This window comes from Alkalimonas sp. NCh-2 (assembly GCF_039631345.1).
Classification (GTDB): domain Bacteria; phylum Pseudomonadota; class Gammaproteobacteria; order Enterobacterales; family Alteromonadaceae; genus Alkalimonas; species Alkalimonas mucilaginosa.
This window is the reverse complement of sequence record NZ_JBDIUV010000001.1, coordinates 325,772-345,438: the sequence shown is the minus strand read 5'-3', so window position 1 is coordinate 345,438 and position 19,667 is coordinate 325,772. Positions and strand designations below refer to the sequence as shown.

Annotated in this window: 18 protein-coding genes; 11 read left to right on the top strand and 7 right to left on the bottom strand. The window is 46.4% G+C overall.

The features are described 5' to 3' along the window. Position 1: 1 nt before the first annotated feature. Positions 2-676 (bottom strand): transglutaminase-like cysteine peptidase, encoded by a 675-nt coding sequence (locus tag ABC502_RS01665; protein WP_330087816.1) that lies wholly within the window; start codon positions 674-676, stop codon positions 2-4. Between the two features lie 279 nt (positions 677-955). On the opposite strand from ABC502_RS01665, the gene galU reads away from it, so the two are divergent. The 11 genes from galU (at position 956) to ABC502_RS01610 (ending at position 12,242) form a co-directional block, all read left to right on the top strand. Continuing rightward, positions 956-1,927, top strand: coding sequence for a UTP--glucose-1-phosphate uridylyltransferase GalU (galU, locus tag ABC502_RS01660; RefSeq protein WP_330087815.1), 972 nt, complete (start codon positions 956-958; stop codon positions 1,925-1,927). A 105-nt stretch (positions 1,928-2,032) separates the two neighbouring features. Next, positions 2,033-3,379: a UDP-glucose/GDP-mannose dehydrogenase family protein gene (locus ABC502_RS01655; RefSeq protein WP_345914700.1), complete on the top strand. Its 1,347-nt coding sequence runs from the start codon at positions 2,033-2,035 to the stop codon at positions 3,377-3,379. A gap of 1 nt (position 3,380) precedes the next feature. Beyond that, complete coding sequence (locus ABC502_RS01650; RefSeq protein ID WP_345914699.1) at positions 3,381-4,373, top strand: NAD-dependent epimerase; 993 nt, start codon at positions 3,381-3,383, stop codon at positions 4,371-4,373. Further along, the gene (locus ABC502_RS01645; RefSeq protein ID WP_345914698.1) at positions 4,366-5,160 is read left to right on the top strand and encodes a WecB/TagA/CpsF family glycosyltransferase; all 795 of its coding nucleotides are present in this window, start codon (positions 4,366-4,368) and stop codon (positions 5,158-5,160) included. The genes ABC502_RS01650 and ABC502_RS01645 overlap by 8 nt, the downstream gene beginning before the upstream one ends. Beyond that, on the top strand, positions 5,150-6,391 hold the full coding sequence (locus tag ABC502_RS01640) for a hypothetical protein (protein WP_345914697.1): 1,242 nt from the start codon (positions 5,150-5,152) through the stop codon (positions 6,389-6,391). The genes ABC502_RS01645 and ABC502_RS01640 overlap by 11 nt, the downstream gene beginning before the upstream one ends. Positions 6,392-6,395: 4 nt before the next feature. Next, positions 6,396-7,334 carry a glycosyltransferase gene (locus ABC502_RS01635; RefSeq protein WP_345914696.1) on the top strand — a complete coding sequence of 313 codons (939 nt, stop codon included), beginning with the start codon at positions 6,396-6,398 and terminating at the stop codon, positions 7,332-7,334. An 8-nt stretch (positions 7,335-7,342) separates the two neighbouring features. Continuing rightward, the gene (locus ABC502_RS01630) at positions 7,343-8,623 is read left to right on the top strand and encodes an O-antigen ligase (protein ID WP_345914695.1); all 1,281 of its coding nucleotides are present in this window, start codon (positions 7,343-7,345) and stop codon (positions 8,621-8,623) included. 5 nt (positions 8,624-8,628) lie between these two features. Further along, a complete protein-coding gene (locus tag ABC502_RS01625; protein WP_345914694.1) occupies positions 8,629-9,798 on the top strand; it encodes an endo-1,4-beta-xylanase in 1,170 nt (389 codons plus the stop codon). 2 nt (positions 9,799-9,800) lie between these two features. Then, positions 9,801-10,721, top strand: coding sequence for a glycosyltransferase family 2 protein (locus ABC502_RS01620; RefSeq protein ID WP_345914693.1), 921 nt, complete (start codon positions 9,801-9,803; stop codon positions 10,719-10,721). A gap of 25 nt (positions 10,722-10,746) precedes the next feature. Continuing rightward, on the top strand, positions 10,747-11,622 hold the full coding sequence (locus ABC502_RS01615; protein ID WP_345914692.1) for an ATP-grasp fold amidoligase family protein: 876 nt from the start codon (positions 10,747-10,749) through the stop codon (positions 11,620-11,622). A gap of 59 nt (positions 11,623-11,681) precedes the next feature. Next, entirely contained in the window at positions 11,682-12,242 is a 561-nt protein-coding gene (locus ABC502_RS01610; protein ID WP_345914691.1) for a hypothetical protein, read from the top strand. A gap of 234 nt (positions 12,243-12,476) precedes the next feature. Here the strand turns inward: ABC502_RS01610 and ABC502_RS01605 are convergent, their stop codons facing one another. The 6 genes from ABC502_RS01605 to ABC502_RS01580 all read right to left on the bottom strand — a co-directional run bounded on the left by ABC502_RS01605 (position 12,477) and on the right by ABC502_RS01580 (position 19,648). Then, on the bottom strand, positions 12,477-12,950 hold the full coding sequence (locus tag ABC502_RS01605; RefSeq protein WP_345914690.1) for a type II toxin-antitoxin system YhaV family toxin: 474 nt from the start codon (positions 12,948-12,950) through the stop codon (positions 12,477-12,479). A gap of 2 nt (positions 12,951-12,952) precedes the next feature. Further along, complete coding sequence (locus tag ABC502_RS01600; RefSeq protein WP_330089372.1) at positions 12,953-13,285, bottom strand: type II toxin-antitoxin system PrlF family antitoxin; 333 nt, start codon at positions 13,283-13,285, stop codon at positions 12,953-12,955. 291 nt (positions 13,286-13,576) lie between these two features. Next, the gene (locus ABC502_RS01595; RefSeq protein ID WP_345914689.1) at positions 13,577-14,008 is read right to left on the bottom strand and encodes a DUF86 domain-containing protein; all 432 of its coding nucleotides are present in this window, start codon (positions 14,006-14,008) and stop codon (positions 13,577-13,579) included. After that, positions 14,005-14,397 carry a nucleotidyltransferase domain-containing protein gene (locus ABC502_RS01590; RefSeq protein ID WP_330089374.1) on the bottom strand — a complete coding sequence of 131 codons (393 nt, stop codon included), beginning with the start codon at positions 14,395-14,397 and terminating at the stop codon, positions 14,005-14,007. The genes ABC502_RS01595 and ABC502_RS01590 overlap by 4 nt, the downstream gene beginning before the upstream one ends. A 351-nt stretch (positions 14,398-14,748) precedes the next feature. Next, positions 14,749-16,488, bottom strand: a complete 1,740-nt coding sequence (locus ABC502_RS01585) for a GGDEF domain-containing protein (protein WP_345914688.1) — start codon at positions 16,486-16,488, stop codon at positions 14,749-14,751. A gap of 382 nt (positions 16,489-16,870) precedes the next feature. Continuing rightward, positions 16,871-19,648 carry an InlB B-repeat-containing protein gene (locus tag ABC502_RS01580; RefSeq protein ID WP_345915125.1) on the bottom strand — a complete coding sequence of 926 codons (2,778 nt, stop codon included), beginning with the start codon at positions 19,646-19,648 and terminating at the stop codon, positions 16,871-16,873. Positions 19,649-19,667 lie beyond the last annotated feature (19 nt).

Genomic DNA, 19,667 nt, shown 5'->3' with positions numbered 1-19,667 from the left:
ATTATTCGCCTCGCTCAATGCGTTCCAGCAGCACTGTCCAGTCCCGTACGCCGGGACTGTTGGGTACTTTTTGTCCTAAGCCCTGTGCGCGCGCCATCCATAGCCCCTGGCCATTAAAGGAGTACACAGGCCGTAAATCGGTGCGTTCATTGGCAGGCAGGATCCGGTTGGTCAGGTTGTCCAGCACCAGGGGAAATTGATCCGGCTCTTCAAAGTAAATCAGCACCATATGAGGTTCGTCGATGCTCAGCGCCCGCACATACATTAAGCGAAGGCGTTCTTCAGGCACTCCCAGCGCCCGTAAGCTGGCATATTTTAAAATCACATAGTCTTCACAGTCACCTTTGCCGGTGCCTAATGTTTCCAGTGGGGTAGCCCAGTAGTCATTCTGCCCCCAATGCTCCAGATCAGAGGCGTAGCCCACGGTATCATTGGCAAAGCGATTCACTGCCTGCAGCATGGTGTGAATGTCACTTTGCCGGTGTTGATCCAGCAAGCGCTGCCAACGTTCTACCCGAAAGCGTCCGGCACGGCCATAGCGCTCTTCCACCGACCGAAGCATGCTATCGGTAATGCGAAAATGCTCCAGTGTACTCCAGCCAGAGCTGGCACAGAGCAACAACAGCAACAGAGCTGCCGTACTGAATAACCACCGAACCGCAACTTTAGCCGGCATGATGACTCATAGTATCCGATTCTCCGCCAGTAAAGCATAACGCAAAAGGTTGATACATAAAGTACATTACTATACCTGACTCTGGTACAGCTGCAATACTGTACGTTTTCGTCATAAATTATTCATCAATTCCTTTTAACCTGAGGGGCATGATGATAGAATTGCCGCCCGATAGCTACAAGCGGAAAGCTATCATTTTCGCGCGGTACAAGGACGAACCAGTAAAACGCAGGCTTGCTCCTTACCGTTTTTTGTTTATTTTTTGTTATGGAAAACGCCATGTCTTCTTCCTCTTATTCTTCAGTAGGCGCTCCTCGTGTAACCAAAGCTGTTATTCCGGTTGCAGGCCTTGGCACCCGCATGCTGCCAGCGACCAAAGCTATTCCAAAAGAAATGTTGACCGTGGTGGATAAACCGCTGATCCAACATGTGGTACAAGAGGCTGTAGCGGCCGGTATCACAGAAATCGTGTTGGTGACGCATTCGTCCAAGAACAGCATTGAAAACCACTTTGATAAAAGCTTCGAGCTGGAAGCCACGCTGGAAAAGCGGGTAAAACGCCAGCTGCTGGAAGATGTGCGTAGCATAGTTCCTAAAAACGTCACTATTATTTCGGTGCGTCAGCCGGTCGCGCTGGGCCTGGGCCATGCCATTTTGTGTGCCCGTCCGGTCATTGGTGACGTGCCATTTGCCGTGATGTTGCCGGATGTGTTGATTGATCCGTTTCAAAGCAATCTGAAGCAGGATAATTTAGCGGCCATGTTGCTGCGTTATCAGCAAAGCCAGGCCAGCCAGATTATGGTGGAACCTGTGCCACAAAATCTGGTCGATCAATACGGCGTAGTCGATATTGGCGAGCAAAGCCTGGCTGCCGGCAAGACCGCACCGGTGCTGGATATGGTGGAAAAGCCAGCGGTGGATGAAGCGCCCAGCAACTTTGCCATTACCGGTCGTTATGTGTTGTCTGCCGCCATTTGGGATTTGCTGGAATTCACCCCGCCAGGTGCCGGCGATGAAATTCAGCTGACCGATGCCTTGCATCAATTGCGCTTGCTGGAAGCGGTAGAAGCCTATCGCATTCTGGGGAAAAGCCATGATTGCGGCAACAAGCTGGGGTTAATTACCGCCAATCTCGAGTTTGCTTTGCAGCATCCGTCTCTGGGCGCACCTTTGCGGGCGCAGATGGAAAAATTACTGCAGGCATCCGCGACAGACAAAAAAGTGGTGCAGTTGGCAGCCCAGTCGTCTTAACGATTGCCAACAGGCGTAGCTAAGCTTCCAGCGCTGGCTGCGCTTTTGTTATTGTTTTCAATTTTTTGCTTACTTCCAGAGTAAAGATTCCAAAGGTACTAGCGCATGAAAGTAACAGTTTTTGGTATTGGGTATGTCGGGCTGGTGCAAGCTGCTGTGATGGCAGAGGTAGGGCACGATGTGGTCTGTGTCGACGTTGATCAAACAAAAGTAGATAACCTGAAAAAAGGCATTATTCCTATTTATGAGCCGGGCCTGACCCCGCTGGTAGAAGAGCACTATGCCTCTGGCCGCCTGCAATTTACCACCGATGCCAAAGAGGCCGTAGCCCATGGTGAGGTCCAGTTTATCGCCGTAGGGACGCCACCGGATGAAGATGGCTCGGCCGATTTAAAATACGTGCTGGCGGTGGCAGAAACCATTGCTACTTACATGTCAGAGCCAAAAGTGATTATTACCAAATCCACCGTACCGGTTGGCACTGCCGATAAAGTCACGGCCAAAGTGCAGCAGACTTTGCAAAGCCTGAACAAATCGCTGGCATTTGATGTGGTCTCTAATCCTGAGTTCTTAAAAGAAGGCGCGGCAGTAAACGATTGCATGCGACCGGACCGCATTGTGGTGGGTACCTTCAATGAGCGCCCGGTGGATTTGATGCGTGAGTTGTACGAGCCCTTTAACCGCAACCACGACAAAATGGTGTTTATGGATGTGCGTTCGGCCGAACTGACCAAGTACGCCGCGAACTGCATGCTGGCAACCAAAATCAGCTTTATGAATGAAATGGCCAATCTGGCCGAGTTGCTGGGTGCCGATATTGAGCATGTGCGTAAAGGCATTGGTTCCGACCCGCGTATCGGCTACCACTTTATTTACCCTGGCTGCGGTTATGGCGGTTCCTGCTTCCCGAAAGATGTGCAGGCGCTTATCCGCACCTCGGAAGGTGAGCAGTACCAGCCCAAAATTCTGCAGGCCGTCGAAGCGGTGAATAACCAGCAAAAATACAAATTGCCCAACCTGGTAAAGCGTCATTTTGGTGAGCAGCTGGCCGGTAAAACCTTTGCGCTTTGGGGCTTAAGTTTTAAACCAAACACCGATGATATGCGTGAAGCCAGCAGCCGGGTACTGATTGACGAGCTGACTGCAGCAGGGGCTACCATCAAAGCTTTCGATCCGGAAGCCATGGAAGAAACTCAACGTATCTATGGCGTACGGGATGATCTGGAGCTGGTAGGTACTAAAGAAGCCGCCTTAAAAGGCGCGGATGCTTTAATTATCTGTACGGAGTGGAAACAGTTCCGGGCACCGGATTTTGATGTGATTAAGCAGCAATTAAAGCAAGCTGTGTTGTTTGATGGCCGCAATATGTTTGAACCGCAACGCCTTAGCAAAAAAGGCTTTATCTATTACGCCATCGGGCGTGGTGAAACGGTCAAAAAGGTGAGTGTCTGATATGAAGGTTCTGGTAACCGGTGCCGCAGGCTTTATCGGCATGCATACGGCAAAAGCCTTGCTGGAGCAGGGCCATGAAGTAGTGGGGCTGGATAACCTGAATGATTACTACGATCCGGCTTTAAAGCAGGCCCGGTTGGCGCAATTGCAGCCATACCGTCAGTTTCGCTTTGTGCAGCTGGATTTAGCCGACCGCGACGGCATGGCGGCGCTGTTTGCCAGCGAGCAGTTTCAGCGCGTGGTGCATCTGGCTGCGCAAGCCGGGGTGCGCTACAGCCTGCAAAACCCAATGGCCTATGTGGATTCCAACCTGGTTGGCATGATGACCATTTTAGAAGGCTGTCGGCATCATCAGGTAGAACACCTGGTGTATGCCAGTTCCAGCTCGGTGTATGGCAACCAGCAAAAAGTACCCTTTAGCGAAACCGACCCGGTGGATACGCCGATTTCATTGTATGCCGCCAGCAAGAAAGCCAATGAATTGATGGCCCATACCTACAGCCATTTGTATCAGTTGCCAACCACAGGGCTGCGCTTTTTCACAGTGTATGGCCCCTGGGGCCGGCCCGATATGGCGCCATGGCTTTTTACCGAAGCCATCAGCCAGGGCAAGCCGATTAAGGTGTTTAATCATGGTGATCTGATGCGCGACTTCACCTACATCGACGATATCGTTGAAGGGGTTGTCCGCACGGCCGATGCGGTTCCTACCAGCAGTGCAGAGCAACCGGTGCCTTACCGCTTGTACAACATTGGCAACCATCAGCCGGTGCAACTGGAAAGCTTTATTCAAACCATTGAGCAAGCGCTGAATACCACTGCAGATAAAACCTATTTACCCATGCAGCCGGGCGATGTGTATCAGACCTACGCTGATGTGGCTGCACTTAGCAGTGCGACCGGCTTTTCACCGAAAACCCCGCTAGCTGAAGGAATCGGCCACTTTGTGGCTTGGTACCAAGCCTATACCACAGGGTATTACAAGCATGTTTGAACCAATCTTCGATACCGTCAATGTAGGCGGAATAGAGACTGCCCGGCTTGGGCGCAAGGACCTGGCCAGGCTGGTCGGTAATATCTGCGCCCACTACAGCGAGCAGAACAAAGCGCAACCCTTTGTTATTTTCAGCAACAATGGCCATGCTATTTCCATCTACAACTCCGATGCCGAGGCAAAAACGCAGATGGATCAAGCGGATCTGGTGCATGCCGATGGCCAGAGCGTGGTGAGTTTTTCCCGCTGGTTTAACAAAGGCAACGCCATTCCAGAACGCACTGCCACTACGGATATGATCCACGATATTCCTAACTTTTACGAAGGAACGCTCAAGCATTTTTTGCTGGGTGGCAAGGAAAGCTCGGTTACCAAAGCAGCCGATGTCTTAGCACAGAGCTACCCGAATTTTCAGGTGGTAGGGGTGCAGCATGGCTACTTCAATGAAGCGGAAGAAACCGCCATTTGCGATGCCATCAATGCAGCAAAGCCCGATGTACTCTGGGTGGGCCTTGGCAAACCGAAAGAGCAAATTTTCTGTATTCGCAACAAGCAGCGCCTGAATGTGCCGGTGATTATTTCGTGCGGTGGCTGTTACAACTACATTACCGGCGAATACCCACGCGCCCCTATGTGGATGCAAAAAGCAGGGATGGAATGGCTGTTCCGGATGGCAAATGATCCGAGAAAGCTGTTTTGGCGCTACGCGGTGACCAACCCGCATGCGATTTATTGTGTGCTGAAGCATGGCCGAGCACAAAAGAACGTGGCAGCAGATGTCAACTAAACTGCCTTTTAAACGTGCTATCGCTGCCATTGGTGGCTCAGCAGGGATGGCACTGACAAGCTTGGTACTTGCGCTGTGTCTGATGCAGCAAGCTTCTGTTGAGGCTTATGGTCTTTTTGCTTTTCTATTAATTACACAAGCACTGGCAAACGGTTTCTCTAATGCCATGCTTGGTTCGCCATTGCTAATTGCACTAAGTGAGCTAGAAGGTTCTGATAATGACGATGCAAAAGCAAAGGTGCATAGCTTTATGCTGGCAAACGTTTTGCTTTGCCTTGTATTTGCTGTCATTCAGGCATCTATAGTCTATAGCTTTACCAAAGCACCTTGGTTAAGCAGTATCTATGCTTTTAGCGCTTTTATCACCACATTACGCTGGTTTGGTCGCTCTTACTGCAACAACAGCCACCAACACAGTAAAGTAGTTATCTCTGATGCTTGCTATTCTGCACTCAGTTTAGTTGGCGCTTGCGCTCTATTCTTTACTCAAAACGTTAGCTTAGAAAGCTTTGGTATTTTAACTGCTGCAGCTGCTTTACTGGCTACGCCATTGCTTGGCAGTCGATATTTAAAGCCCCAGTTCACTTCGGCATTTCGTGCCGGTTTTAAAGGGTTTAGGGAAGGTTGGAACAAGCAGGGTAAGCATGCATTAGTTGGTGTATTAACTACTGAAGGTACACTCAACTCTCACTCTTACATGGTCACCTTCTTTTTTGGGCCAGCAGCTTTTGCGCCAATTGCAGCAGCTGGTTTGTTATTCCGGCCAGTAATGGTAGTACTGACAAGCCTGGCACAGATAGAGCGGCCAAGACTTCGTCAGTTACTGTCAAAAGGGTTCGTTGCTGAAGCCAAAATATCTCTGGTTCGTTACAGAGCGGTGAATGCAGTATTCTGGTTCTTAAACTGCATTATTGCTGCTATTGTTTTACTATTTTTTATCGACCTTTACTGGAAAGACAGCCAAAGTGTTCATGCATTGCTTTGGGCTGCTTTGCTGTTTGCATTGATTCGGGGAAGCCGATCTCTAAGTAGCACCTACAGTGTCTTTTTACAAGCTGCTGACCAGTTTAAGGCCCTTAGTTTGGTCACTGTGAAGACATCACTATTGACCATTCCATTGGTCTTTATCTCACTGCAATTATTTGAGCCTTCATTTTCTTTAATTGGTATTTTAATGGGTGAGTTGGTCGCTTTTTCTTTGTTGGTTCGTCTTTATCGTGGAGTGAAATGACCATATGGGATCACAGACAGTTGTCATAGGTATACCAACCTACAAAAGACCAATTGGTTTGCGGCGTTTACTGGATTCTATAGCAAAGCAAAGTTGTGATTTTACGCCTATTGTGCTGATTGCCGACAACGAAGGTGATGGCGGGCAAGGGTTGCAGGTGGCAGAGCAGGTAAAAGCCGAGGGCTATCCTTGGGAGTTGCATGCAATACCAGTGAACGAGCGTGGTATTTCGCAGGTTCGTAATGCCTTGATGCAGTATGGCTTTGAACAACTTAATGCGATCCATCTGGCCATGATCGATGATGATGAATGGGTGGAGCCGCAATGGATAGCAGAATTAGTCAAAGTGCAACTGGCAACAGGTGCAGAGGTAGTGGGTGGTAGTGTATCGCCTGAGTTTGAGACCGAACGACCGGATTGGGCCAAGGGCTTGCATATATACTATGAAAGTAATCCTGGGGTTTCAGGTAAAACTGAGCTGATTCAGGGAACAACCAATGTGCTGCTGTCTCGTTCCATTATTGAAAGCTTTCCAACAGAGCGGTTTGACCCCTTTTATTCACTGGTAGGTGGTGGCGATAAAGAGTTCTTTACCCGTATTAAAAGGCTTGGAGCAAGTTTTGCGTTTGCGCATCAGGCACAAGCACATGAACTTTTCACTGCAAGCCGTCTAACTAAAAAATGGGCAGTTGAACGGGCATACAGAATTGGTGCAGGTGATATGCGAATTATTAAAAACCAGCAACCCCGATTGTTAGATTGGGTTAAAGAGTTTTCTAAATTGTCGTTAGCTTTATTAATATCATCATTGCTTGCATTGATATTTTTGCCTATTCCACACAAACATATGAAAGCACGATTAAAACTCACACGACAGCTAGGCAAGTTGAGTGCTCTCTGGGGTAAGCAAAGAGCTGTCTATACTAACGTGCATGGTAATTGAACACTTTTATGATTATACGAATACCTGCATTTACTCACCAAAACCTAGCATCCTTGCTTTTAGGGTTACTTTTAGCATTTGCTTTTGTTGGCTTGTCACCGTTCTCTACCAACTCCGGTTTAGAAATTGAATTGGGTGATACGGGTGGTGGAAGTTTTATAAGGCAGCTTGTTTTTATTTCTTTCTTTGCTGGATCTTTAACGATTTTCCTTAGAAATCAAAGAATTTCTGAACTCAAGAAGATACCCTTACTATTGATCTTTATGGGCTGGTGTTTTCTGTCTGTTTTTTGGGCTGATCATCCAGACATTTCTATACGACGCGTGGTACTTCTACTGATCACTGTAAGTACTATTTTTATGTTGATTAGCTGTATGACACTCGATCAAACTATCATGTGTGTTACAAGAGTCTTAGCAGTTCTTGTTGTTATTAGCTTGATTGCGATACCTATACTTCCTGGTGCCGTTCATACTGGAGCAGAGCTTTTTGATACTGGCCTGGAGGGTAACTGGAAAGGTATTTTTATTCATAAGAATCACGCAGGTCCAGCACTTGTAGTAGCGATATCACTGTTTTTATATCAGTACTATCATAAAAAATCTTATGTGTGGTTGGTGCTTATTCTCTTAGCATTTATATTTTTGATTTTCACCAAGTCAAAAACAAGTGCAGCACTCCTAATTCCATCATTAGCTTTTGGATATTTTATATATAAGACTTTACATATAAAATCATTTTCAAATGTAGTGGGCATATCTTATGTCGTTATCCTGTTATCTATTTTTTTACTGCGTGAGCCAATTATCAATGGGTTTGTGTCTATACTAGATAATCCCGAAGCCTTTACTGGCCGTGCTACCATCTGGGATATAATTTTAAGAGCCATACAAGATCATTTTTGGCTTGGTATAGGCTATGGCTCTGTTTGGAGTGTAGGGGAAGACATGCTGGTTGTAGAGTATGCTTTCGGTTGGGTTGATTGGGTATTTACTTTGACACATGCACACAACGGTTATTTAGAGGTTTTAATTTCGCTCGGAATTATTGGTTTATCCCTTTGCGTATTTACATTTGTTATTATGCCTTTTTTTAAAGCAGTCAGTTTAAGTCGCACTACTGTGCATCCATTCATGTTCTTATTTTTCTCATCATTCTTATTTTTCACGTTACATAATATGCTTGAAACTGACTTTCTAAATGCCACTGATGGAAGGTGGTTCCTAATACTTATATTCTACTTTTCCCTGTACCTTAAATTAGACGATCTAAATTTTAAAAGGAGTTAGTGGTAATGTTGAGGTTCGTCACTATTCGACTAGTTTTATTCTTAATTGGCATCTCTTACTTTTTTAGCTACTCACTGCTAAGCAGTGATAGTGCTCAGCTATCATTGGCATATGATAATTATTTTTCGATTGGAGTTGCTTTGTCTAAAACTGACACAGCCGATGATGTTGTAATGCAATCTGTTACTCAAAACTTTAATAGCATGACACATGAGTTTGCTATGAAGTGGTCTCAAATTGAAACGCGAACTGGACTGTATGATTTCTCATATGTCGATGACTTTGTTGATATGGCTTATAAGAGTGATTTTCAGCTTATCGGGCATACATTAGTCTGGCATAAAGCTAACCCGAGCTGGCTATTCACAGATAGAGTGATGAACGGCGATATGGTCCGAGATTTCTATCTGGAAGTTATGAGAAAGCACATTGCTACTATGGTAGCTCGATATAGAGGCAAAGTTCATGGATGGGATGTTGTTAATGAGGCATTTTATTACGATGGAAATTTTCGGCCTAGCCCATGGTTAAATTTGATTGGTAAGGATTATATTGAGAAAGCTTTCGAATTTGCACATCAAGCAGATCCTGATGCGGAATTATACTACAACGATTATGGGCTTGTGGATAAATCAAAACAAGATGCTGTAGTTAAAATGATTCAAGGTTTACAATCTAAGGGAATTCCGATTCACGGAGTAGGAATTCAGGGACACTACAGTCTAACATACCCAGATATTAAGCTGTTGGATGAAGCCATTTCCCGTTTTTCATCGCTTGGTATTAAAGTCATGATCACTGAGCTCGATGTATCGGTATTACCTTTTCCTGGTCCAGAAGAAAGGGGAGAGGATGCAGAAATTAACCCAGCAAGAATTCAAGAGCTAAACCCTTACTCTGAAGGGTTGCCAGATGAGGTTATGCAGCAGCTTACAGACCGTTATGTCGATTTGTTTTGTGTATTTTTAAAGCATCGTGATGCTGTTAGCCGTGTTACTTTTTGGGGCGTTACAGATAAAAGAAGTTGGCGGAATGACTGGCCAGTGAAAGGTCGAACCGATTATCCCTTATTGTATGACAGAAACATGCAGCCTAAACCAGTTGTGCCAGCTCTGGTTGATTTGGCAACCAATTACCAAGAATCTTGCGCCCATCTTTGGACAGAAAAGGAATAAAAATGTCCGTTACTCCACTTTTTAGCGTAGTAATACCTGCGTATAACCGCGCCCATTCTATTCGACAAGCAATAGACTCAGTTTTAAAGCAAACGGAACAACGCTTTGAAATAATTGTTGTTGATGATGGCTCAACGGATAATACCGATGCAGTTCTCGCTGAGGTAAAGAAAGTTGAACCCCGACTGCAATATATTAAGCAAAAGAATGGAGGTGCATCTAATGCAAGAAACACCGGAATTAAAGCTGCTACAGGTAGCTACATAGCTTTTTTAGATTCAGACGACGTTTTTTTGTCCGAACATTTAGCGCAAGCTTTGCCAGCACTGAAAAATGGCAGCAGAATCTGTACCTTTACCCAGGTGCAGGTAGACCGGGGAAATGAAGTCTCCTTTCTAAAGCCCAGTCGAGGCCCCAAAGAAACAGAAGTTTTTAGTGAGTACCTGCTTTGCAACAAAGGTTTTGTCCCAACCATTACTCTTATTGTTCCGTCGGAGCTGGCTAAGTCAGTGATGTACGATGAACTTATTGGCTATGGTGATGATATGGATTTTGCCATCAGGCTGGTGGCTGCAGGTGCAAGCATAACCATGTTGGAAAAGCCTGGGGCGATTTGGCAAGATCACTGGTCAGATAGCAGATTATCAAGTGCTATCGATCCCGCTAAGAGAATTGCTTGGTTAGATAGAACAAGGCCCCTTTTGACCAAACGAGCTTACTATGCGGTGTTAGGTCGCTCGGTTGCAAAAGGTTATGCACAGCAAGGGAAGAAACTCAAAGGGTTATCCTGTTACTTCAAATCTCTGTTTAATGGGGGCTTTACACCAAAAACAGCAGTGATGTACTTCTTTCAGGTGTCTTTAAATCAGAAGCAATATCGAAAATTCTCTGATTTTTTAGCAAAGCTTGGTTTTCGCCCATAACAGGGAATATTTGGTCGAGTATATAATGGATAAAACAAGTGTAGTGCAATCATTAAAGGTTGTAGTGTCAAAGCTCACAAGGTTTGTCGGTGATGTTACCTTTTGCAAGGCTCTTTTCTTTATAAAAAACAGACGCGCTATCAATCTAGACAATCCAGTTAGTTTTTCAGAGAAATTGTATTGGTTAAAGCTTTTTGGTGGTTTAGAACACTATTCAAAGTATGTCGATAAAGTTGCCGTTAAAGACTATGTCCGATCAAAGCAACTTGAGTCGATTTTGATTCCAACCTTAGCCGTTTATGATTGTGCCGAAGAATTTTCTTTAAACAGCTTACCGAGTCGCTTTGTCCTTAAACTAAATAATGCTTCCGGTTATAACCTGGTTGTGACTGATAAAACAAAATTTTCAGAAGCGCAATTACGAAAAATGATCGCTAAATGGCTGAAAATTGACTTCTATCTGATTACTCGTGAGCAGCAGTACAAGCCAATAAAGAACCAGGTGATTGCTGAGGAGTTCGTTGAATTTGGCGCTGAAAAGGCATTGTTAGACTACAAGGTCTATTGCTTTCATGGAAAACCTCACATGATACAGGTTATATCGGAGCGCTCCGGGCTCGACCAGCAGCATACCTATTACGATACAGACTGGAATCTTTTAAACCTTTCCAGAAAAGAGTATCCGGCTGGAAAGGCTGTGAGCAAGCCTGAAAAATTATCTGACATGCTTCATTTCGCTGAGCTACTAGCACCTGACTTTCCATTTTGCCGGGTAGATTTTTACCTTGTTGATAATAAAGTGCTATTCGGTGAAATTACCTTTATTCCGGCAAATGCGAACCTTAATTTCTTGCCTGCTAGTGAAGATAAGCGCTTGGCAAGTTTGATAAAACTCACATAAGAACTAGTTAAAGTATTAGCTTGTCATGCTCTACTTCACTCAAGTATAAAGGTGTTGGAATGGAAATTCTCCTGCCATTTGTGAAACCAATCTTAGCCTATTTTCAAAAGAAAACAGAAGATAGGACCGCCGCCCAACAGGGGATTTTGGCTTTAGTCGATTTGGATAATTCAGTTCGTCAGCATGTAGAACGTCTTCAGGTTGAGAGTTACATATATAAAGTAACCGGATACCAGCTTTCCAGTCAGCAGTTAGTTAACGTAGAAATTGCTAGCAAGCAGCTTGAGGGTAAAGTCTCAGACAAAGAGCTTTACATCGTTGCGAGTAAGCTTGTTCGTGAAAATGAAAAAATTACAGTGACTTACGGTGTAAAGCAGAAACTGAGCTGGTTTTTTAACTTTATTTTCTCTGATGGATTTTTATACGCAGGGCTGTTACTAATAATAATTCCATTCCCACTATATCTGTTTTCAGTGATAGGCATTGAAAAGTTTATTGCAGCTTATGTGTTTGCATTTGTATTGCTCGTTTTGGGGTTGGTAGGTCTGTCTGGTGCGACTGAGGCTAAAGTAATTAGGAAAATTCATAAGCTATTATCCTTAAAAAAACCTGTTAGCTGAAAGGAGTCAAAGAGTCAGAGTTGTTGTCATTTTGGGGTCAGATAAAAATAAATAGCATCGTAAGTACAACCACCGACCAACGAGAACGGAAATGCGCCGGTTATTGGTTTACAGGCAATAAAGATAGCGCAGTTGGCGTGCGCGCGGTTTTGGTTATGCTATTTGTCAGCGAGAGGCTAATGGATGACCCAAGATTCACGGCCTCTTGTCTCGGAAAAAGAGGAGGTTAAATGCCTAAGGCGAGAGTTGCGTGCCCTTGGCAGTGTTTAGAAGTGCATCCCAGTCATCCGGTGGATTGCCTGTTTTTAGCATCTTTACGAATACTTTGTAAGCATCCGTCTTACTGTCGTGGGCTCGTTTGCTGTTATCATCATTGACCCAGGCATAAACAATAACTTTCGATTCAAGATGGTATCGAAAGAATAACCGATACTGTTGAAAAAACTTGGCACGGAACCAGTGTTTATTGTGGTGACTCAATGTGGTTCCCTGGCGATAGTCTGGCAATGTTGGATCTTGTGGAATAATCTCAAAAGCCAGCTTATAGATTGCCGCTAACCGCTTCGCGTCGTTTTTCTTAGTGTACCCCTGTGGATCTTTTGCTTTTAATGCCCCAACTTTGTCTTTCAACCTTTGGAACTGCTGCGCAAAAAGGGGGTGGGTAAATAGCGTCCAACCATTGACCACCATCGGAACATTGTCTGGCAAAGTTATTCATCCTCATCAGACAATGCTGCATCCAAATCCACTTCTACGCCAGCAACCAGCGATGCCACGCCCTGACGCAGACTCGCAGATAATGGTTGTAACTTTTCAGGGTGCTTTTGCATATCAACAGCCAAAAAGGATAGAAACTGATCCAGCACAGGATCGGTTTCCGCCGTTTCAGCTCGTTTCATCAACACACTGCCATCGGATTGGATGATGTATTTAATCTTGTCTTTCTTATTCAGATGGAGTGCCTGACGCACAGGGCTTGGTACTGTTGTCTGGAAACGATCTGTCAATGTGGATTCTGCTTCCAAAGCCATTTGTGCAAACACGATAATCTCCGCAGGTTCAAGCTGGCTAGTAGCTGTGAGTTTAGCCGCAAAGCAGGGGTAATGCAAATGCATTACCTCTTGGCGGGTTGTTCAAATAGCCGCTGTAATTTTGGGGGCAGATGAAAATAAATAGCTTCGTAACCACCTGGGTTAGCCTCCGGGCCAGATCCCGAAGGTTCGTTTCACTGGAAAAGATGTTGAAATAGTCCATTATGAGGATTATCACTAATGAGTATGCACAATCCGGCTCATCCGTAATCAGGGGGGGAATTTCGACATGCCCCTTTTTTGCTAGGTTAAAAACTCAATGGCTTTATCACAAAAATTAGCAAGGGTTTGATAGCGGCCTTGCGCCACAATTAATCGAACAATGTTCACATCGATATTAAGATAATCATGCACCAGCCCATTACGCATACCAATAATTTGGCGCCACTCTGTCAGTTCGTCAGCGGTAATCATGCCGTGTTGGTGTAGCCTTGAAAAGGTTTGATAGGCATCTACACTAGTATGCTGCTGGTGTTTTTTTAAGCAATGCTTGGCGAGGCCGATGCTTAATTCTGTAAGGAGTTGTAATAGGCGTTCAATGGCTAAATAATCGCGCCTGCGCAGTTCGCCTTTTGCTAAATCTGCACGTAGCTCATCAAGTTGCTGGCAATAGTCTAGTTTGTGTTTTGCCGCTTCAGATAAGTAGAGTTGCAAGCCTGCATCATGACTTTTCATTGTTTTGCTTCTCGTTGTTGGTACTCAAATAGACTGTTTATGCGGGTAATTTCCTGCCAGGCACGTGCGCTGCCATCACTATAGAGTAGCTGGCCAGTATCAATAATTTGATAGGCCAGATAGATGGGCGCTTGGTTGATATCTACTATTGAGAACATTGTTTCAGGAAGACCTAATTCTGCTGCCCAATCAAGTGCTAAACATTGTGGACGTGTGTAACGGGCGAGAGGATCTAGTTTGAAGTTATTAAAAGCAATCGCTAAATCATAATCACTGTCTGGCCGTTCGCGTCCCAGTGCTCTGGATCCATACAGCCATATTGCCCCGATATCAGCATTTTTCGCTGCTAGCTTTTTAAGCTGGTGTAATCTTGGGTCCGTGTTAATCATGAAAAGGCGTTTGTAGGTCTGAATGTGTTTATCCTATCAGAAAAGCTAGGATTGGACGATAGAGCACATAAAAGCGGGGGGATTTTGGGGTCAGGATTTTGGGGGCAGATAAAAATAAATAGTTTCGTAAGCACAACTAACTGTTGATGTTCACTGGGAAATACAGACGGGGGAGCCCACTCAAGTCTCCGGAGCTTTTAAAGCAAGATGGAATGTTAAAGCGGGCTCTGTTGGTAAGTTAAAGAGTAATTATGGCTTTAAAGTGTTCGGCGACTATTAAACCGGTCCTGGAAGTCTGAATCAAGGGGTCAATCAAGGGGTCAGAGTTGTTGATGCTCGCAATCAAGAAAATTAGCCCAGATCAATCATACTACGGTTTCTGCCGGCTGCTTTGGCGGCATACAGCTGGCGGTCTGCCAGGGTAAGTACATCGTCAATACCCAGATTGGACTGCATGGCGGCACCACCGATACTGATGGTGACTTGGATAGCATGCTCCTGGACATCGGTGGTGGTGCTTTGCACCGCTGTTCGTAACCGCTCTGCCAGTGGCTGGGCCTCTGATGCTGTGGTTTTAGGGCAAATCAGTAAAAACTCCTCGCCGCCCCAGCGGCCTAATACATCGTTAGGGCGGATGCGTTGGCGCAGGCACTGACTAACGGCAGCCAGAACCTGGTCTCCTGCCAAATGGCCATAGGTGTCGTTCACGGCTTTAAAGTGATCAATATCCAGCAACAGCACAACAAAAGGCTCTGCATTGCGTTGATAGCTTTGGAACGCGCGCTCAAGCACCTGATCAAGCATTTTACGGTTGTACAGGCCTGTCAGGGTATCCGTTACCGATAGCTTTTCCAGCTGTTGATTGGAGTGTTCCAGATCGGCCATCAAGGTTTTGGACAACTGAGTATGAAACTTCAACAGCTCACTGGTGGTAAGGCTTAACTCGTCTTTAGGATCGACCGGTGTCGGCGATACAGAAAAGCGGCAACAGCTGTTATCTTCCGACAAAAAAAGAATCGACATGGCGTGGCTGAGTAAGCAGTTTTGGCCTTGTTGGTTTTGCCCGATTCCGCCAAATCCAAAGCAGCCGACCGTTGGCACCATTTGACGGATTGGAGCCAGCTCATCCTGGATGCTGTCTTTTAGCAATTCCAGCCGTCCACCGCAGGAAAAGATAAAGGCACAACCCGCTGGCAGGCAAGGGTAGTCTTCAAGATAGTGGTTATCCAACAGGCTGTCCATATTGGCAAAGGCTATCCAAACCTGGGCCCCTTCCGGTATCTGCCGATTGAACAGACAGCTGCCATCTTCGAAGGATTGCAGCAGCAATGCTGTTTTTTGATGATGTTTGCCGTAATACATTAACGGGAAGACAGAGGCGATTCCGATCAGCTGTTTTTTAGACAGGTCACCAAAATAGCGCTGATACACCTGATGAATACGCATGCCATCGATGCTATCCACCCGATAACCGGAAGCCTTGGTTACCCGCATCGCTTTGCCAATTGGAAACCAGTTTTGCTTGATCACCGACTGAGCTTGCAACTGGTCACCATGCAGCAGAGTCAATAAATAACCATCGTTGGAATGGTGCGTGCCATTGAACACACTGGACAACTTGTCTGGCCCTTGTGGCGATGCAACGGTGCCGGCTACCACGGTATCAGGGCTTAGCTGGTATAGCGCATCAAGAACGCGACTGTGGCTGTCTTGCCAATCGGCAGAGTGCAATAACACGGCTTTGGTATTGGCTTGCAGCGCATTCAGTAGCTGTTGTTTGATCGCCTGATCAGTCGCATCCTGTTCAATAAAGCATTGCGATGCATGGCTGCTTGGCATACGGGTGATGTTCATCGTCAATCCTTGACGAGTCACCTGGCTCTGATACAAAGAGCCATAGCTGGTGATGCCGGCAACAATGGCATCTGGAAATCGTTGCTGCAATAGCTGTTGCAAGGGCTCAATCCAATGGTCCAGGGGGTCACACAAATACAGCTGCACTAAAGTAGCAGCAGGAAGGATAGAAATGTTGCCCCAATCAGCCGGGCAAAGCGCTTCTGGTGTTGGAAAATGGTAACTTGTTGTCTGCATGAGCACTCAGGTTTTATCATCGCTCAATCGAAGGGCTGGTAGCTATGCTAAGTGTAGCGGTTATTGGTTTGTTTTGCTGCATCTTTGTTGGATCGTTCAGGAATTTTGGAGGCAGATAAAAATAAATAGCTTCGTAAGCACAACTACCTGTTGATGTTCACTGGGCAATACAGACGGGGGAGCCCACTCAAGTCCCCGAAGGTTATTTAAAAACCATCAATTAGTAAATCCAGACCGGCTTTGAGCTGAGCCCGGTAATGCTGTAGCGATAAAGATATGGCTGTTAATCGTTTGACTGAAACCGAGGTTATATCTAATCAATCGACAAAGCCGATCGGGTTGGAGATTCGTTTTGTTTCGTTAAATTAACCGCTGCACCCTCTCAGCGATTGCCAGGTTGCACCGCCAACCACACTAACCCCAGCCGGCTTTTGCGCAGCCATGCCAGTATGCCCAAGCCGACTAACCACAGTACATGCATACTGCCTCCTTTTGATGTCAGCTGCTCTTCGCTCTCACACCATTGCGCCGTCACCTGTAAATCGCCAGCTGGCATGGTCGCAGGTAATGACGGGTTCCAACCTTTAAACCTATACCCCTGTCTTACCGGTACCGGTGCTACTATCGGATTGCCAAAGTTCACCCACAGCGGCGCTAATTCCTGACCTCCGGCCGTATTAAAGCGAATTTGATACGCATTCACCTGCCACTGCGCCGTGTACGTTGCATTGTTAGACGGGATCGTCTCTGGTAATGCCGGGCTCCAGCCTATAAAAGTATGGCCTTCCCGAACGGGTGGAGCAATATTCAGCGCACTGCCAAATAACTGGGTTACCGGCGCCACAGCGCTGCCACCATTAGGGTTAAAGGTTAAGGTATAGCGATTGCGTATCGCCAGCACCCCCGGGTCCCGGATAACACCATTCGCTATGGCATCATCATCGTTAGGGCCGCCATCTTCAATAATCAGGCGGATACAGCCATACCCTGCAACAAGCCCATCCTCCCACACATCTGACGATACTACCGGACATTGACCCAGCGCATCGCGGGCGGCAGATTGGAGCACATTATTCTCATCTTCCACAAAATCATGCCATTGCATTGTGGTAAACTTACGCCATACCGCATCTTGGGGTATCGAAGTACCCACCGGTAACGGGATCATCACCGGTACAGACTCGCCCGGCACTAAGAGACCAAGGATATCCAGGTTCACCTTGTAACCTACCTGCGTAAATCCTTCATCAGGAAGGGAGCCGTCGTTTAATGCCAGCCCAAACTGATCTGAACTCCAGGAGGTATTGCCAGAGAAAATACCCAGTGCCAAGGTATACAACAAGGGTACCTCGGCAAATAAGAGATCTTGGTCCTGACAATTCCCGACCCGGTTAGTCACCATTTCAACAATAGGACAGATTGGTAAGCGATTTCTAGAGTTTCGTAACGAATTTCGCTCCGCAGGAATACCGCTAATGGTAGCGCAACTGTCAAAGTTACAGCCATCAATCACCCGCAATGTCAGGGTATATTGGCCTGTTCGACGACCATCTGTCGCGGTAATCAGCACGCTGTAATCTCCTAACTGGACATTTTGAGGATCAAAGCTAGCTTGTGCTGCATCGACTTGCAGCGGTAAACCATTTGCTGACCAGCTAAAACTCACACCGACACCTGTTTGTTCTTCTACTGATAACAGAACCATACCGTTGCGACGGTTAATCACTAACGTTGCTTCGTCCTGTTGCAATGCCGTTGCGAGTAAAGAAAGCGGGGCCGGCTCTTCAACAACAACCAGACGATGATTTTCCGGAGTACCGGGGAGTGCATTGACAATACTGTCAGCCTCTAACCAGATCGTTGCATCCGAGGTCGCAGTTGCCGTGAGGTTTTGCTGCAGTCTATCTTCAAGCTGAATATTCACCACCTGACTATTCAAGGCCACATCATTTGCCACCAGCGTTGCAGAAACTGGGTAGAAAATGGCCTCATCACTTAACCAAACCGAGAGTTGTGTTGCCAACTCCGGCTCTGTTTGCTGCCGGCTTGAGGCAAATGCTAAATAAGGCAAAACATCAAAGCTGATTTCCACCACCTGGCCACTGGAATCATCCACAAATCGGAAGCTATAACGCCCGGTTCGGCTTGCTGCAAAGCGGTAGCTGCCATCCTCAAGGTGGGTCAATGTCATGTTAATCTCGTATTCCGTCATCGGCACCACGCGACCGGCGCGGGTTAAATCCGCTTCCAATAAGTGCTGCTCACCACTGCCACCTAATACCGTAAAGGGACGGATTTGGTTGATTGGCCCTGGCGCAGTACTGTCTGCCTCAACCTGGACCGGCGCATACACTGTGACGTCAATGCTGCAGCCGGCAACGATTGGCGCCGTAATAATTTCACCTGCATGATAGCTGGCACCACAGTCGCTGTTTACCACGACCACATCATCAGCATTGGTATGATTGAGCGCAAAAGTTGCATGACGGCCATACAGCACCATCTGTCGATCCGGCGTGACTATGGCAGCACCACTAACGCTAACTGACACCTCGAAAGACAGCTCTTCATACAGTGCGCGAACATCCAGATCACTGGTGATACTACCCAAATCTTCACTCCAACCTATAAAGCGGAAGCCTTCACGCTCTGGTAACAGGGGTAATACCACGGCTTCACCATCAGGTATTTGCAGCACTTGCAGTAACGTTTCGTCCCAATCCAGGAAGCGCACTGTGAAGGTATTCAATTCCCAATGGGCGGTAAGGGTGGTATCGCTGGCTGGCATACTTTCTGGGAACGCAGGGTTCCAGCCAGCAAAGGTGTAACGTTCTCGTGTCGGGTTCGCTGGTGCTGTTAAGGTTGAGCCAAAATTGGCTGTGATCGTTGCCAGGGCTGAGCCACCATTGCTGTCAAAGGTGATCGTGTATTGGTTTAGCAGCCAACTGGCATATAAGATTGCTGAGGCATTCTCACTATAAATGGCACCTTCAGCAAATGCCGTCCCACTGCCGTCTGTAGCAGTATTCCAGCCATTAAAGGTATGGCCTGTTTTCGTCAATCCGCCGGTATTGCCAGACAAAATCAGCGGTGAATTAAAGTCTTTATTTTGAGCAACAGGTGGCGAGCCCGCAGTGGCACCATTACTTTCATAAGTGATGGAGTAACTAAAAGCTGCA